At 69.4% G+C, this 15,570-nt stretch carries 13 protein-coding genes and 1 pseudogene; 4 read left to right on the plus strand and 10 right to left on the minus strand.

Features of this window, described 5'->3' with window-relative positions:
- Positions 1-31: 31 nt before the first annotated feature.
- The 3 genes from GOHSU_RS08715 to GOHSU_RS08725 all read right to left on the minus strand — a co-directional run bounded on the left by GOHSU_RS08715 (position 32) and on the right by GOHSU_RS08725 (position 2,299).
- The gene (locus GOHSU_RS08715) at positions 32-874 is read right to left on the minus strand and encodes a PE-PPE domain-containing protein (RefSeq protein ID WP_005939894.1); all 843 of its coding nucleotides are present in this window, start codon (positions 872-874) and stop codon (positions 32-34) included.
- A gap of 113 nt (positions 875-987) precedes the next feature.
- On the minus strand, positions 988-1,803 hold the full coding sequence (locus tag GOHSU_RS08720) for an Fpg/Nei family DNA glycosylase (protein ID WP_005939897.1): 816 nt from the start codon (positions 1,801-1,803) through the stop codon (positions 988-990).
- A 25-nt stretch (positions 1,804-1,828) separates the two neighbouring features.
- Complete coding sequence (locus tag GOHSU_RS08725; protein ID WP_005939900.1) at positions 1,829-2,299, minus strand: ribose-5-phosphate isomerase; 471 nt, start codon at positions 2,297-2,299, stop codon at positions 1,829-1,831.
- A 23-nt stretch (positions 2,300-2,322) separates the two neighbouring features.
- Here GOHSU_RS08725 and GOHSU_RS08730 point away from each other — a divergent pair, with 23 nt between their 5' ends.
- Positions 2,323-3,336 carry a M48 family metallopeptidase gene (locus tag GOHSU_RS08730; RefSeq protein WP_005939904.1) on the plus strand — a complete coding sequence of 338 codons (1,014 nt, stop codon included), beginning with the start codon at positions 2,323-2,325 and terminating at the stop codon, positions 3,334-3,336.
- 75 nt (positions 3,337-3,411) lie between these two features.
- On the opposite strand, the gene GOHSU_RS08735 is transcribed toward GOHSU_RS08730, so the two are convergent.
- Positions 3,412-4,020 carry a mycothiol-dependent nitroreductase Rv2466c family protein gene (locus GOHSU_RS08735; RefSeq protein ID WP_005939907.1) on the minus strand — a complete coding sequence of 203 codons (609 nt, stop codon included), beginning with the start codon at positions 4,018-4,020 and terminating at the stop codon, positions 3,412-3,414.
- 107 nt (positions 4,021-4,127) lie between these two features.
- Between GOHSU_RS08735 and pepN the strand changes: the two genes are divergently transcribed.
- Positions 4,128-6,698 (plus strand): aminopeptidase N, encoded by a 2,571-nt coding sequence (pepN, locus tag GOHSU_RS08740; protein ID WP_024332882.1) that lies wholly within the window; start codon positions 4,128-4,130, stop codon positions 6,696-6,698.
- 76 nt (positions 6,699-6,774) lie between these two features.
- On the opposite strand, the gene GOHSU_RS08745 is transcribed toward pepN, so the two are convergent.
- Together GOHSU_RS08745 and ctaJ are read right to left on the minus strand one after the other, a co-directional pair.
- Positions 6,775-7,275, minus strand: coding sequence for a DUF5130 family protein (locus GOHSU_RS08745; RefSeq protein WP_005939913.1), 501 nt, complete (start codon positions 7,273-7,275; stop codon positions 6,775-6,777).
- The gene (gene ctaJ, locus GOHSU_RS08750) at positions 7,262-7,510 is read right to left on the minus strand and encodes an aa3-type cytochrome oxidase subunit CtaJ (RefSeq protein ID WP_005939915.1); all 249 of its coding nucleotides are present in this window, start codon (positions 7,508-7,510) and stop codon (positions 7,262-7,264) included. The genes GOHSU_RS08745 and ctaJ overlap by 14 nt, the downstream gene beginning before the upstream one ends.
- A gap of 143 nt (positions 7,511-7,653) precedes the next feature.
- Here ctaJ and GOHSU_RS08755 point away from each other — a divergent pair, with 143 nt between their 5' ends.
- Complete coding sequence (locus GOHSU_RS08755; protein WP_029760049.1) at positions 7,654-8,055, plus strand: globin; 402 nt, start codon at positions 7,654-7,656, stop codon at positions 8,053-8,055.
- 24 nt (positions 8,056-8,079) lie between these two features.
- Positions 8,080-9,717: a glycoside hydrolase family 13 protein gene (locus GOHSU_RS08760; protein WP_005939921.1), complete on the plus strand. Its 1,638-nt coding sequence runs from the start codon at positions 8,080-8,082 to the stop codon at positions 9,715-9,717.
- Between the two features lie 58 nt (positions 9,718-9,775).
- On the opposite strand, the gene GOHSU_RS08765 is transcribed toward GOHSU_RS08760, so the two are convergent.
- The 4 genes and pseudogenes from GOHSU_RS08765 to GOHSU_RS08775 all read right to left on the minus strand — a co-directional run.
- Positions 9,776-10,447, minus strand: coding sequence for a DUF8185 domain-containing protein (locus GOHSU_RS08765; RefSeq protein ID WP_005939924.1), 672 nt, complete (start codon positions 10,445-10,447; stop codon positions 9,776-9,778).
- On the minus strand, positions 10,444-10,917 hold the full coding sequence (locus GOHSU_RS08770) for an acyl-CoA thioesterase (protein ID WP_005939927.1): 474 nt from the start codon (positions 10,915-10,917) through the stop codon (positions 10,444-10,446). Before GOHSU_RS08770 ends, GOHSU_RS08765 begins: the two co-directional genes overlap by 4 nt.
- Position 10,918: 1 nt before the next feature.
- Complete coding sequence (locus GOHSU_RS17325; RefSeq protein ID WP_005939931.1) at positions 10,919-11,590, minus strand: NAD-glutamate dehydrogenase domain-containing protein; 672 nt, start codon at positions 11,588-11,590, stop codon at positions 10,919-10,921.
- Positions 11,591-11,648: 58 nt separating this feature from the next.
- Positions 11,649-15,569: pseudogene (locus tag GOHSU_RS08775) on the minus strand (NAD-glutamate dehydrogenase domain-containing protein); the annotation flags it as partial.
- Position 15,570 lies beyond the last annotated feature (1 nt).

Here is a 15,570-nt window from a genome sequence, read left to right on the forward strand (position 1 = left end):
CGTGCGGGAGGGGCCTCAGTCGTATCGGGGGTCAGGCTGCCGCCCTGCGCTGCTCCCCCAGCGTCGCTTGGACCTGCAGCCGGTGGGCCAGGACCTGGCAGCCGGTGACCTCCGGAGCGGTCAACGGCGCCCGCCGGTAGGGCTCGGCACCGTAGGACACGTGACGTCCACCCGAGGGCAGATAGCCGCGCACCTCCCGCACGGCCACCACCAGCCGCCGGATATCGCGGCGCCACTGAGCCGGGGCGACCCGGGTGCGTGCGGCGTTCTGCAGCCGCCCGTTGCGAACCCGGTCCCAGATATCCGACACCCAACGACGCACGTGGCCGGAGGAGAGATTCCCCGACAGGTCGGCGATATCGCGGATCAGGGAATCCGGGCTCGCATTGCAGATGAGGTCCTCGGGCGCACCGATCCAGAACACCGGCACGGCCGCCGGCAGCTCCGGTCCCGGACCGGCGACACCCCAGCCGGTGCAGCCGCGTACCGCCCCGGGCGGCTGGTGGGGGTCGGCGACCAGACCGGCCGCCGCGATCCGCGGGAGCAGCGGCGCCGACGCCGGGTCGCTCAGCAGTCGGCGGATCACCACCGCGCCCTGCGAATAGCCGATCAGCATCACCGGATCCGCCGAATCATCCGGGACCGCATGCTCGACGGCGTCCCGCAGCGCCGACACCCCCGCCGCCAGACTCGACTCGTAGCTCGGCCCGTCCAGCCGCGGACTGGGCCCGTAGCTGGCCGGATACGGAACCCAGCGCGCCCGGAAGCGCGCGTCGAGTTCGGAGGTCACCCCGGCGAGCATGCCCGACACAGCGGTACGCTCGTCTCCCGAATAGGATTCGCCGGTCCCGCCGACCGCCAGCACAGTGATCATGCCCCGACTCTGCCGCCACGGTCTGGGATCGGTCCGGCAGTGCGCTGAGTTCCGGCTGAGAATGCCGACCGGCGCTGCCTCAGCACTGGCCGACGATCAGTGCTGGTCGACGATCAGTGCTGGCAGGCCGGGCACCAGAAGAGGTTGCGGCCTTCCAGTTCGCGCCACAGGATCGGGGTGCCGCACAGTCGGCACGGCTCTCCGGCACGACGGTAGACGTAGGTGCGCGGCCGGTTCGGCGCATACGACGGCGGTCCGTGATCGTCCTCGGGGCGGATGACGTGGATCCGCCCGGTCTGCATACCGATCGGCATCAGCAACACCAGATCGGCCCACACGGCGTCGAACTCGTCCCGGCTCAGGGACGTACCCGGCCGCAGCGGGTCGATCCCGGCGCGAAAGAGAACCTCGGCACGGTAGATGTTGCCGATACCGGCGATCACCCGCTGGTCCATCACCAGCGACCCGATGGCGCGCCGCGACCGGGTGATCGCCGACCAGGCCGGTTCCGGGTCGGCGTCGGCGCGCAGGGGGTCTGGACCGAGCCGGCCGACCAGCGCCGCCAGGTCTTCGGGTGTGTACAGCTCGCAGGCATTGGGGCCGCGCAGGTCGATCCCCAGTTCCTCCCCCACCATGCGCAGCCGGATCTGCCCCACCGGGGCGGGCATCGGCAACGCTTCCTCGGTGAACGCCCCGTAGATGCCCAGATGGATGTGAACCAGCCGGGGCGCGCGCCGATCCTCCGGTCCGTCGTCGAACCGATAGATCAGGTGCTTACCCCAGGCCTCGGCGTCGGCGAAGACCAACCCGTCCAGGATCGCCGCCTCCGGACCGAAGCGGCCCTGCGGGCTGCTCACGGCCAGGCGCTGACCGCCGAACTGGTGCTGCTGCCGCCGGGCGAGCCGGTGCAGCGCATGACCTTCGGGCACGACCGCGAGGCGCCGTCAGCGCCGGTCAGGCCTGCGGCAGGTGGTTCTCGCCGGTGCGCTCGTAATCGGCGAGCAGATCGATGCGGCGCTGGTGGCGCTCCTCGTTCGACCACGGCTGGGCGACGAAGGCGTCGACGATGGCCAGCGCCTCCTCCTTCGAGTGCATCCTGCCGCCGAGACCGATCAGCTGGGCGTTGTTGTGCTCCCGTGCCAACATGGCCGTCTCGACGCTCCACGCCAGCGCGCAGCGGGCACCCTTGACCTTGTTCGCGGCGATCTGCTCACCGTTGCCGCTGCCGCCGAGCACGATGCCCAGACTGCCCGGATCGGCCACGACCCGCTCGGCAGCCTCGATGCAGAAGGGCGGGTAGTCGTCGAGCGCGTCGTAGGTGTGCGCTCCGCAATCGACGACCTCGTGGCCGGCGGCCCGCAGATGGTCGGCGATCTCGTTCTTGCGCTCGAATCCGGCATGGTCGGCACCCAGGTAAATCCGCATGGGCCTCACTATAGATTGGTGGTGTGGATACCCACGCGCCCATCCCCTCAGTTCCCGGTGTGCCCGACAGCAAGGTCGTGCCGCCCCCGCCCTATGACCCCGGCCCGAACGCGGTCTGGCAGCCCCCGGCCGCCTATTCGAGTAGTCCCCGCCGGCATCCGTGGGAGATCCCCATGCTGGTGCTGATCGTGCTGCTGAGTCTGGGCGGCTATGCCGCGGTTCTGGCGCTGGTCGCGATCGGCGAGATCAGCGACTACTACCTGCTGGTACTGGCGCTGCCGTTGATCATCTTCTTCGCTCGCGGCCTGCTCTACGCTCAGTTGCGCGTCAGCGGTGTGCAGATGACCCCGACGCAGTTTCCCGACGGTTACCGGATGATGGTCGAGGCGGCCGCCCGGTACGGACTGCACTACGTGCCCGACGCCTACGTGGTCAACGGGAACGGCGCGATCAACGCTTTCGCCTCCGGACACGGATTCCGTCGCTACATCGTCGTCTACTCCGACCTGTTCGAGGTCGGCGGCACCGCCCGCAGCCCGGAGGCACTGGAGTTCATCATCGGCCACGAGGTCGGGCATATCGCGGCCGGGCACACCTCGTACTGGCGGCAGCTACTGACCGGAACCCTGATGGCGGTGCCGATCCTGGGCACCACCCTGTCTCGCGCTCAGGAGTACACCGCCGACAACTACGGGTACTACACGCGTCCGGCCGGTGCTCCCCCGGCGATCGGGGTGCTGGCGGCCGGCAAGTACATGCTCACCGGTATCGACTTCGATCAGTTCGCCGACCGCGCCACCCAGGAGAAGGGGCTGTTCGTGACGCTGGTGAACCTGCTGGCCACGCACCCGGTGCTGACCTGGCGGGCCGCCGCACTGCGTGACCGGACCCGCTCGGGTTCGCTGTTCCGCCGGCCGCGGGCGGCCAAGCGCGGAGTCGGCAGCGGCAATGCGGTACCGATCCCGACGCCCCCGCCCCCGGCGGAACTGCCGGCCGGCAGCCTGCCCAACGGTCTGCAGCCCTCACCGAAGTTCTAGCCGCCCTGCACTCGGACAGCCCTGAGGGCCCAGAACGGGGCCTGCGTCGATCCGCCGGTGCTAGATCCGCCGGTGCTAAGAGAAGTCCGGCTCCTCGGTGCGGCTGCGCTTGAGTTCGAAGAAGTGCGGGAACCCGGCCAGCGCCACCGCACCGTCCCAGACCCGCCCGGCCTCCTCGCCGCGCGGGATCTTCGACAGCACCGGACCGAAGAAGGCCACCTCGTTGACGTGGATGGTCGGGGCGCCGACGTCGTCGCCGACCTTGTCCAGGCCGGCGTGATGGCTCCGGCGGATCTCCTCGTCGAACTCGGTGGAGTCGGCGGCCTGAGCCAGGTCGGCTTCCAGGCCCGCCGCGGCCAGCGCGTTGGCGATCATCGAATCGTGGTCTTCGTTGCCGTTGACGTGCCGTTCGGTCCCCATCGCGGTGTACAGCGGCGCCAGGACCTGGTCACCGTGCCGCGCGGCGGCGGCCGCCAGCACCCGGACCGGTTTGATCGCCCCGGTCAGCATCTCCCGGTAGTCCTCGGGGATGTCCCGCCCCTCGTTGAGGACGTGCAGGCTCATGATGTGAAAGGTCACGTCGATGGGCCGGACGTTCTGCGCCTCCAGAATCCACCGCGAGGTGATCCAGCACCACGGGCACAGCGGGTCGAACCAAAAGTCCACACGATCACGATCAGCCATGGCATCCATTCAAGCACTCTCGCGGCCGGACCGCCGCAGCCCGTCGCCCGGTGCGCCGCGGCGACCGCTCCGGCGCGATTACAGTCGAACCTGTGACTGCACCGAACCTGACTGCACCGAACCTGACTCGTGCGGCCGCCGCCGAGCGCGCCGACACCATCTCCGTCCAGAACTATCGGATCGGCCTGGACCTGACCGCGGGCCCGCAGACCTTCTCCTCCCACACGGTGGTGACCTTCACCGCCCGCCCCGGTTCGTCGACCGTTATCGACCTGATCGCGCCCCGGCTGCATTCGGCCAATCTCAACGGCACCGACCTGGACGTCTCCGGCTACGACCCGGCGACCGGCCTGGTTCTGCCCGACCTGGCCGAGCAGAACGTGTTGTCGGTGGTCGCCGACTGCGCCTACTCCAACACCGGGGAGGGGCTGCACCGCTTCGTCGATCCCGCCGACGGGCAGGTGTATCTGTATTCGCAGTTCGAGACCGCCGATGCCAAACGCATGTTCGCCTGCTTCGACCAGCCGGATCTGAAGGCCACCTACACGCTGACGGTCACCGCGCCCGCCGACTGGGAAGTGATCTCCAACGCCGCCGTCGTCGCCGTCGCCGAGGTCGACGGGGGCCTGCGGCGCACCTTCGGGACCACCGAGGTGATGAGCACCTACCTGGTAGCACTGATCGCCGGTCCCTACGCCAAGTGGACCGACGAATACACCGACGAATACGGCTCCATTCCCCTGGGCCTGTACTGCCGGGCCTCCCTCGCCGAACACATGGACGCCCAGCGCCTGTTCACCGAGACCAAACAGGGCTTCGGCTTCTATCACCGCACGTTCGGTATCCCCTACGCCTTCGGCAAGTACGACCAGCTGTTCGTGCCCGAATTCAACGCCGGGGCGATGGAGAACGCCGGGGCGGTCACCTTCCTGGAGGACTACGTCTTCCGGTCCCGGGTGACCCGCTACCTGTACGAGCGCCGCGCCGAGACCCTGCTGCACGAGATGGCCCACATGTGGTTCGGGGACCTGGTCACCATGACCTGGTGGGACGATCTGTGGCTCAACGAATCGTTCGCGACCTTCGCCTCGGTGCTGGCGCAGGTGGAGGCCACCGAATACACCAACGCCTGGACCACCTTCGCCAATGTCGAGAAATCCTGGGCCTACCGGCAGGATCAGCTGCCCTCGACCCATCCGATCGCCGCCGACATCCCCGATGTGGCCGCCGTGGAGGTCAACTTCGACGGCATCACCTACGCCAAGGGCGCCTCGGTGCTCAAACAGCTGGTGGCCTACGTGGGGCTGGAGCCGTTCCTGACCGGCCTGCGCGAATACTTCGACCGGCACCGGTTCGCCAACGCGACCTTCGCCGATCTGGTCGGCGCCCTGGAGCGTGCGTCCGGCCGCGATCTGTCAGAGTGGGGTGATCAGTGGCTCAAGACCACCGGAATCAACACTCTGACGCCCGAGTTCACCGTCGACGACGACGGCCGGTTCACCTCCTTCGCCGTTCTGCAGGACGGTGCCCGGCCCGGTGCCGGCGAAACCCGGGTGCACCGGCTGCGCATCGGGATCTACGACGACGATCCGGCCGGTGCGCTGGTCCGCCGCCACGTGACCGAACTGGACGTCGACGGCCCGCGCACCGAGGTCCCCGAACTGATCGGCGTGGAGCGCGGGCGGCTGATCCTGCTCAACGACGACGACCTCACCTACGCCTCGGTGCGGCTGGACGAGCAGTCGCTGGCCACCGCGACCAACCGGCTGGCCGATATCGCCGACCCCATGCCGCGCACCCTGGTGTGGTCGGCCGCCTGGGAGATGACGCGGCAGGCCGAGATGCGGGCCCGCGACTTCGTGGCGCTGGTCGCCGCGGGGATCGGCGCCGAGACCGAGGTCGGTGTGGTCCAGCGGGTGCTGCTGCAGGCGGCCACCGCGATCGAGTCCTACGCCGATCCCGCCTGGGCGGTCACCGGGCGCCGCGAGTTCGCCGATCGTCTTGCCGAACTGGCCCGGTCGGCCGCGCCCGGCTCGGATCATCAGCTGGCTTTCGTCACCGCACTGCTGAACGGGGTGCTCAACGACGATCAGGTCCCAATGTGCCGGGCGCTGCTCGACGGCACCGATCCCGCCGAACTCGGACTGCCGGGGCTGACCGTGGACGCCGAACTCCGGTGGAAGCTGATCAAGGCACTGGCCACCGTCGGCGCGATCGATCCCGATGCCGCGGCCACCCCGGTGATCGACGCCGAAGCCGCGCGGGACAACACCGCCGCCGGTGTCCGCCACGCCGCAGCCGCCCGGGCTGCGCGCCCGCTGGCGGCAGCCAAGACCTCCGCCTGGACCACCGCCTTCGACGACGACTCGGTACCCAACGTGACGGTGCGGTCGATGGTGGAGGGTATTCACCGCCCGGGCCAGGCTCACCTGCTGGCTCCCCTGACCGACCGCTACTTCGCCGCGGTGCGTGCACTGTGGGATCGCCGCTCCAGCGAAGTGGCCCAGACCGTCGTGGTCGGGCTGTATCCGTCCTGGGAGATCAGCGAGGCCGGGCTCGCCGCCGCCGATGCCTTCCTGGCCTCCGGCGATGTGCCGGCGCCGCTGGCCCGGCTGATCGTCGAGGGCCGGGCCGGGGTGCAGCGCGCCCTGGCCGCCCGCGCGTTCGACGCGAGCTGAGGGACGCCGACAGCGAAGGGCCCCGCCGATCGGCGGGGCCCTTCGTGGTTCTGCTGTGCGCTGGCTGTCGGGGTCGTTACGGACGTGCGACCGCGGTGGCCATCACGCGCAGTGCGGCCACCAGCCCGTCGATCAGCTGGTTGCTGCGGAAGGCCGGAACGGCCGCTTTGACGCCGAGTTCGGCGACGCGGTCGTTCACCCGGCCGGCCACCTCGGAGCCGGAGACCACGACGATGTCGCGGGTGTTCGGCGAGACGGCGATCAGCGCGGCGTAGGCCGGCTCCGGGCAGCGCGCCAGGATGGCCCGTGCGTCGGCGGTCACGTCCTCGCCCAGGTCACCGATGAAGGTCGAGAAGCGCACCTCGGCCAGGTTGCTGGCGTCGCGCAGCGCGTCGTCGAGCATCACCAGTTCGTCGCGGGAGAACGGCGGCGTGTCGAAGGTCGCGCCCGGGAAGAGCGCAGCCGAGATCCGGCCGCTGGACGTGACGGCCGCGCCCAGGGGCAGGCCTTCGTCGTTGTAGGCACCGATCAGATCGATGACCCCGGAATTCTGCGGGGCGATGTCACCACTTGCCACTTGCGTATCCTCCCTCGAGGTCAGACGGCTGGAACGGGCGAGGCAGTGCCATCGGCTCGATCTCGGTCGCACTGTACAGGGCGGGCGCGCGGGTCCACTCCTGATCCAAGGTGTATGCCGGCACCTTCGGGCGCTTCATGCCCGAAGAGAACAGCATCGATACGACGCTAGCGGCGAGGGCGATCAAGGCGAGGACGATCACCGTCATACCGATCGGTACGATGTAGCTTTCCACAGTCAGCCTTTCGACGAGCGCCTCGAAGTCCGCGGCGCGTTCGCTGTCTAATTTAACCCACCGCGGCCGCCCGTGTACGCAGAGGGCCTACAGCGCGTCGTAGACGACTGCCGACCACGGCAAACGGACGCCGGTCGCGGGCGATGGGCCACAATGGAGTCGTGAGCACTTTCTACGAAGAGGTAGGCGGCGAGCAGACCTTCCGCGCGATCACCGAGCGTTTCTACGCCGAGGTCGCCCAGGACGAGCTCCTGCTGCCGATGTATCCCGAAGCCGATCTGACCGGCGCCACCCGCCGCCTGCGCATGTTCCTGGAGCAGTACTGGGGCGGACCGAGCACGTATTCGGACGAACGCGGACATCCGCGGCTGCGGATGCGGCACATCCCGTACACGATCGGGCCGGCCGAACGCGATGCCTGGCTCCGGTGCATGGACGTGGCGGTCGAATCGATTCCCGCCGAGGTCCTCGACGACGACCACCGCGCCCAGCTGCTCGACTACCTGCGCAGAGCCGCGTACTCGCTCGTCAACAGCCCGGTGTGACTGCTGTTATGAAACAATACCGGCGTGAGTGCTGATTCGTACCCGGTCGTGACCGGCGCCCCCGAATGGTGGCGCAACGCGGTCGTCTACCAGATCTATCCGCGGTCGTTCTCCGACCTGAACGGTGACGGCATCGGCGATCTGGCCGGTGTGATCGACAAGCTGGGCTACCTGGAACTACTCGGCGTCGACGCCATCTGGCTCTCGCCGGTGATGCGGTCGCCGATGGCCGACCACGGCTACGACGTCTCCGACCCCCGCGACATCGATCCGGTCTTCGGTGATCTGGCGACCTTCGATCTGCTGATCGACGAGGCCCACGCCCGCGACATCCGGGTCACCATGGACCTGGTCCCCAACCACACCAGCGACCAGCACGCCTGGTTCGCCGCGGCGCTGGGCGCCGGCCCCGGTTCCCCCGAACGCGAGCGCTACATCTTCCGGCCCGGCCGCGGCGAGAACGGCGAACTGCCGCCCAACAACTGGCCGTCGGTCTTCGGCGGTCCCGCGTGGAGCCGCGTGCGCGAGGCCGACGGCGCATTGGGCGAGTGGTACCTGCACCTGTTCGCCCCCTCGCAACCGGATCTGAACTGGAACAATCCCGAGGTGATGGCGGACCTGGAGACCACCATGCGGTTCTGGCTCGACCGCGGGGTCGACGGCTTCCGCATCGATGTGGCGCACGGTATGGCCAAAGCCGACGGGCTGCCCGATATGACCGAAGAGGCGGTGGTCCTCAAACACACCGACGACGATCCACGCTTCAACAACGACGCCGTCCACGAGATCCACCGCCGCATCCGCGCGGTGATGGATCAGTATCCGGGTACCGCCAACGTCGGCGAGGTGTGGGTCGATGCGAGCGAGGAGTTCGGCAAGTACGTGCGGCCCGACGAGCTGCACCTGGGTTTCAACTTCCGGCTGGCCACCGTCGACTTCGAGGTCGGCCAGATCCGCGAGGCGATCGACGAGTCGCTGGCCGCGGTGCACGCGGTCGGGGCCACGCCCACCTGGACGCTGTCTAACCATGACGTCGACCGCGAGGTGAGCCGCTACGCTCCCCCGCTGCCCGAGGGCCTCGACGATCCCGGCCAGGCCGCCGATCGCGCCCTCGGTATCGGGATCGCCCGGGCCCGGGCGATGGCGCTGGTCGAACTGGCGCTGCCGGGCACCGTCTTCCTCTATCAGGGTGCCGAACTGGGGCTGCCCAACGTCGATCTGCCCGACGAGGCACTCACCGACCCGGTGTGGGAACGCTCCGGGCGCACCGTCCGCGGCCGCGACGGCTGCCGCGTCCCGCTGCCGTGGGAGGGCGAGGAGCCCCCGTACGGGTTCAGCAGCAACTCCGACACCTGGTTGCCGATGCCCGACGACTGGGACCGGTTCACCGTCGAAGCCCAGCTGGAGGACATCTACTCCACCGTGTCGCTGTACCGCCAGGCCATCGAATTGCGGTATGCGCGACCGGAGTTCAGCGGCGACCGCGTCGACTGGTACGGCGCACCCGACGGCTGCCTGGCCTTCCGTCGTCCCGGCGGCCTGATCTGCGCGCTGAACACCACCGCCGCACCGGTACCGTTCCCGCACGGCCAGATTCTGCTGGTCAGTCTGCCGTTGGTCGACGGTATGCTCGCCCCCAACTCGGCGGCCTGGCTGATCTGACCGGTCCTCGCCCACCGGCAGGCGCAAGCGCGTCCCGGCCCGCTGCCCGGGCCGCGGGCTACAGGACCGCGACCCCCAGGGCGGCGCTGCGCTGATAGACCGAACCGAAACGGGCATCGACCCGGATCCACGCCGGGGACACCCGCACCCGGATCGGTTCGGCGGCGGCGATGGCCTCCAGCGGAGAGTCCTGGCTGATCTCGTGCCCGGAGGCATCGCGGACGAAGCCCATCGAGGTCAGCGCGAACACCGCGCGCATGGTGATACCGGCGTTCTTGTCGCCGCCGCTGACGGTCAGCACCTCCTGATCCAGCAACGACGACGCCGGCCCCAGGGCGCCGGATTCCTCGCGGGCGACGCGACTTCCCTTGCGGGCCAACGCGATCAGTTCGCGCGCGGGGACATCGTCCAGGTGCAGGTAACCATCGGGGCCCGGCAGCGCGCCGCGCCAGGCCGCCGGCAGTGCGAAGCCGAGGGACACCGGCTCGGCACCGGCTTCCAGGGAGGCGGCCATCGCCGCGGCATCGGCGATCACATCGGTGGGCTCGACCGTCCCGAACACCGATCGGGTGGCCAGCACATCGAAGCCGGTGCGCACCCACAGACCCACCCGGCCGTCGTCGCGCTGTTTGAGCCGCAGAACTCCCGAGTCGTCGACCCGGGCGGCGCGGGCGACGAAGGCGGCGGCATCGCCGCGGTCGGAATCGGCGGCCGGATGCAGGGTGTTCATCGGCCTGTGCTTTCGCGCAGGAACGACTGCAGGTATTCCTTCTCCGCCGCCGGCATCCGGCGGGGCCGCTGCGTGTCGATGTCGAAGGAGACCAGCTGGGTGCTGGCCACCACCGCCGGCCGGCTGTCTGGATCGGCGCCGTAGGGGCGGACCTCGTAGCCGACGGTGAAGTCGACCGCACGCACCCGTTCGGTGAACATGGTGACTGCGATCGGCGACTCATCGTGCCGGATCTGGCCCTGGTATTTCACATGCAGATCGGCGACCAGACAGCCTTTCCGCATCGCGTGCGTCGGTTTGTCCTTGTAGAACAGCCACGGGATGCGGGCCTCTTCCAGCAACGTCACCATCCGGGCGTGGTTGATGTGCGCGAAGACGTCCATATCCGACCAGCGCACCGGCACCTGCACCACATAGCCGGCGGGAGTCCGGTGGCCTGCATCTTCGAACAGTCGTCGATTCTCAGTCACATCAGACAACACTACGCAATGCGCGCACCGCGACGGTGAGCCCGGCCAGCCCCGGCTCGGCTGCAGCCATCGCCCCCTCGACGGTGGCACGCACCCGCGACAGGGTGGTGCTGCGTGCCGACTCCCAGTCGGTGATCTGCATCTGGGCGTCCTCCCCCGGCTCCGACAACCGCAGGATCGCCAGGGTCAGGCTGCGCACCAGGAAGTGCAGATCATCGCGCAGTGCCAAGCGGGCCAGCAGGTGCCACCGGTCGATCCGCGGCAGCGTGCTGACCGCACCGAGCAGCTGGTCGATGCCGAAGTGCTCGAGGACAGCGAAAGCCAGATCACCCACCTCACCGGGATCACGGTCGGCGATCTCGGCCAGATCGGCGATGTCGAGCAGGTGCAGCCGGTACGGGGCCGTGGCCACCTCGCGGGCCAGCACCGGACCGGTTCCGCGCGCGATGAAGGCGGCCGCGGTCCGGTCGATCTCCCCGGCGATCGTCGGACGTGCCCACTGCGCGATCAGCGGGGTCAGCTGCTCCACCACGTGGTAGCGGCGGACCTCGGCGGCGATCGGCAGCGGCTGCGGACGGTGTTCGAGGAACCACCGCGACGCCCTCGTCAGCAGCGTGCGTTCGGCGATCGTCAGGTCGTCGAGCAGACCGGCGGGCAGACCGGCGCCGCGCAACCGCGCGATCGTGTCGCTGAAGCCCGAAGATCTGCGCCGTCGCCGCGAACGCCCGGGCGGCTTCTTCGGTGGTGGCCGTGGTCGCCTCGGTGGCCCGGAAGAGGAAGAGCATGCCGCCGTCGTCGACGATCTGATTGACCAGGCAGGTCGCGGCGATCTCCCGGCGCAGCCGGTGCCCGCGGATCCCGTCGGCGAAGCGTTCGGCCAGCCGGGCCGGGAAGTAGTCCAGGACCCGCGAGTCGAAGACATCGCCGTCCAGCAGCGGCGAGGCGATCAGCTCGGCTTTGGCGTTCAGTTTGATGTGCGCCATCATCGTGGCCAGCTCCGGGCTGGTCAGTCCGCGCTGCAACGGTCCGGCCCGCCGGTCGAGCAGTTCCTCGGCGGTCGGCAGCGTCTCCAGTTCCAGATCGACGCCGGCCGCCGCCAGTCCGGTCAGCTGCCGGGCATACAGATCTGCTTCGGCATCGGCGGCCGAACGGGCGCACCCGAGCTCGGCGTTCTGGGCGATGTTGTCGGCCAGAACCAGCTCGGCCACCTCATCGGTCATCGCCTCCAGCAGCGCGGTCCGGTCACCGGGATCCAGCAGACCGGCGCCGACCTGCGCGTCGAGCAGGATCTTGATGTTGACTTCGTGGTCGGAGCTGTCGACCCCCGCCGAATTGTCCAGGGCATCGGTGTTGATCCGCACCCCGCACAGATCGGCCTGGACGCGGCCGCGTTCGGTGACGCCCAGGTTGCCGCCCTCACCGACGACGCGCACCCGCAGGGTGTCGGCGCTGATCCGCACCGGATCGTTGGCCTTGTCCCCGACCGCGGCATCGGATTCGTCACTGGCCCGGATGTAGGTGCCGATCCCCCCGTTGAACAGCAGGTCCACCGGAGCCCGCAGGATGGCGCGGATCAGCTCCGGCGGCGACAGCGCGTCGATGTCGCCGGGCAGTCCCAGGGCCGAGCGCATCTGTTCGCTGACCGGTATCGACTTCACCTCGCGCGACCACACCCCGCCGCCGGGGCTGATCAGTGCGCTGCGGTAGTCCGCCCACGACGACCGCGGCAGCGCGAACAAGCGCGCGCGTTCGGTGAAGCCGGTGCCCGCATCCGGGTCGGGATCGACAAAGATGTGGCGGTGGTCGAAGGCCGCCACCAGCCGCGTGCACTCCGACAGCAGCATCCCGTTACCGAAGACGTCACCGCTCATGTCCCCGATGCCGACGGCGGTGAACTCCTGGGTCTGGGTGTCGATGCCCATTTCGGCGAAGTGCCGCTTGACCGCCTCCCAGGCGCCGCGGGCGGTGATACCCATGGCCTTGTGGTCGTAGCCGACGCTGCCGCCGGAGGCGAAGGCATCACCGAGCCAGAAGCCGTAGTGTCCGGCGATGTCGTTGGCCAGGTCGGAGAAGCTGGCGGTGCCCTTGTCGGCGGCCATCACCAGATAGGGGTCGTCGCCGTCGCGCCGGATCACCCCGGCCGGTGTTCGCACGGTTCCGTCGGGCGCCAGATTGTCGGTCAGCTGGATCAGCGAGGCCACATAGTCGCTGTAGCAGGCGATGCCCTCGGCGCGCAGCGCGGCCTGGTCGGCGGCCGGGTCACCGGTCGACGCCGGCGGCCGGCGCACCACGAAACCGCCCTTGGCGCCGGCGGGCACGATGACCGCGTTCTTCACCGCCTGTGCCTTGACCAGGCCCAGGATCTCGGTGCGGAAGTCCTCGCGCCGGTCCGACCAGCGGCAGCCCCCGCGGGCGACCGCCCCGAAGCGCAGGTGCACCCCTTCGACCTGGGGGGAATGCACAAAGATCTCGTACTCGGGCCGGGGTGCCGGTGCCAGTGCCAACCGTTCGGTGGCGATCTTGATCGCCAGCGTCGGCCGGTACTGGGCATCCAGGACCTCCCCGGCCGGGTCCCGGCGCCGGAAATAGTTGGTCCGCAGCGTCGCCTCGATCGCGGCGGCGAGTCCCGACAGGATCCGGTCGGCATCCAGACTCAGGATCTCAGCCAGACCGGCGTCGAGATCGGCCTGCGCCTTCTCCAGCAGCTCCGGCCGTTGTGCGGCGTCGATCGCCGGATCGAAACTGGTCTCGAACAGGTTCACCAGCGCCCGGGTCACCGCACCGTGCGCACTGAGCACCTCGGCGAAATGCCGGACACTGCTGCCCACCCCGCACTGGCGCAGATACCGGACGTAGGTGCGCAGCACCGAGACCTGTGCGCTGGTCAGACCGGCCACCAGCACCAGCTGACCGAGTTGATCCACCTCGGTGCGCCCGGCCCACATGCGGCCGAAGGCCTGCGCTACGCGGGTCTCGGTGTCGGCGGTGCCGGTGACTTGCACATGGTCGGCCGGCTCAACGGTGAACTCGTAGATGCGCACGATGACACCGTCGGCACGGTCCACGCGGTACGGCTCCTCGTCGAGCACCTTCAGGCCCAGACTCGCCAGCATCGGCAGCACATCGGTCAGCGCGGCATCCCGGCCCGCCAGATACAGGGTGAACACCCACGGCAGATCGTCGTTGCACCGCAGATCCACCTGCACCCCGCCCGGATGCAGCTCCGCGACGATCGGCAGATCCTGGGCCGCCCCGCTCGGTCGGCGCTTCTCCCGGTAGCGCGAGGACACCGTCGAGAGCATGCCGGTGACGGCCGCATCCGAGCCGGTCAGTTCCCGGACATCGTCCTCCCAGGAGCGCACCGACTCGGCCAGCAGCTCCTCGAGCCGGTCGTGCATGGGTGAGCCGATCGACAGGTCCTCGACGACGCCGGACCCGCGGCCCCGCAGCATCATCTGCAGTTGTGCCAGCGGGCCGTCGCTGAGCCGCGTGCCGAACTCCGCCAGCGAGCCGTTGAGTTCTCGCGCGGTGAAGTCGATGATCCGCTGCCGCAGTTCGCTGGAATAGCGGTCGCGCGGGACAAAGGCGATGGCGCTGACGGTGTGCCCGTCGTGGCATCGCCGCGCGTACAGGCAGACCTGTCGATCGATGCTCGCCGCGAGCAGGCCGCGGACGCGCTGTGCCATCTCGGGGACCGGGGCGGCGAAGATCCCGAACAGCGGGTACGTCTGCAGCAGTTCGATCGCCGCCAGTCCGCTGTAGGAGCCCTCCTCCAGGCCCAGCGCCCTGAGGATGCCCGACACCTTCTGCCGCACCACCGGGATCTCCCGCACCGACTGGTACACGCCGATGGAGGTGAACGTGCCGACGAACTGGTGTTCCACCTTCTCATCGCGGAAACGCAGAACCACCGGATAGTGGGTGCGCAGCACGCCGGTCTCCAGGTACACCCGGTCGATCACCGGCCGGACGGTGGTCTGCGACAGCGGGGTGAGCCGGATCGTCTGCACATCCGACCAGACGCCCAGGCCCGGGCTGCCGTCACCGCGGGCATAGCCGACCAGATGGAAGTTGGATCCGCCGCCGATCCAGCCGATCAACTGCCGGTACTCGTTGCGTTCACCCTCGGGTGCCACCGCCACATCGGCCAGCGCAGCCAGCCGGCGCCGCATCTCGTCGCCGTCGCGGTTCACCGCCGTCAGCAGGCTCAGCGCTCGGACCACCCCGGCGCGCACCAGCTCGGGCTGGGTGTCTTCCGCGGCGAAGGCCCGCACCGCGATCCACGACTCGTCGACCGGTGTCCCGCCCGCCGTATCATCGTCGCCGATCGCGATCAGAGCGCCGTCGGCGTCGCGGCGCACCGGCATCACCGGATGGTCGATTCCGGCCACGGTCAGCCCGAGTGAGTCGACGACGGTCAGCACCGATTCGACCAGCAGCGGCGCGTTCTCGACCACCACCAGCACTTCGATCTCACCGTCGCTGATCTCGGCGGCCGACACCCCGAAGGCACCCGGCGCGCGGACCGCCGCCACCCCGAGATGCCGGCCGGCACGGGCACGGTCCCCGCCGTAGCGCAGCAACGCCGCCGACAGCAGCCGATCGGCGCCGGTCCCGGCAGGGGCCCGGGCGGGGCCACCGTCGTCTGGCATG

This window comes from Gordonia hirsuta DSM 44140 = NBRC 16056, from assembly GCF_000333015.1.
Classification (GTDB): Bacteria; Actinomycetota; Actinomycetes; order Mycobacteriales; family Mycobacteriaceae; genus Gordonia; species Gordonia hirsuta.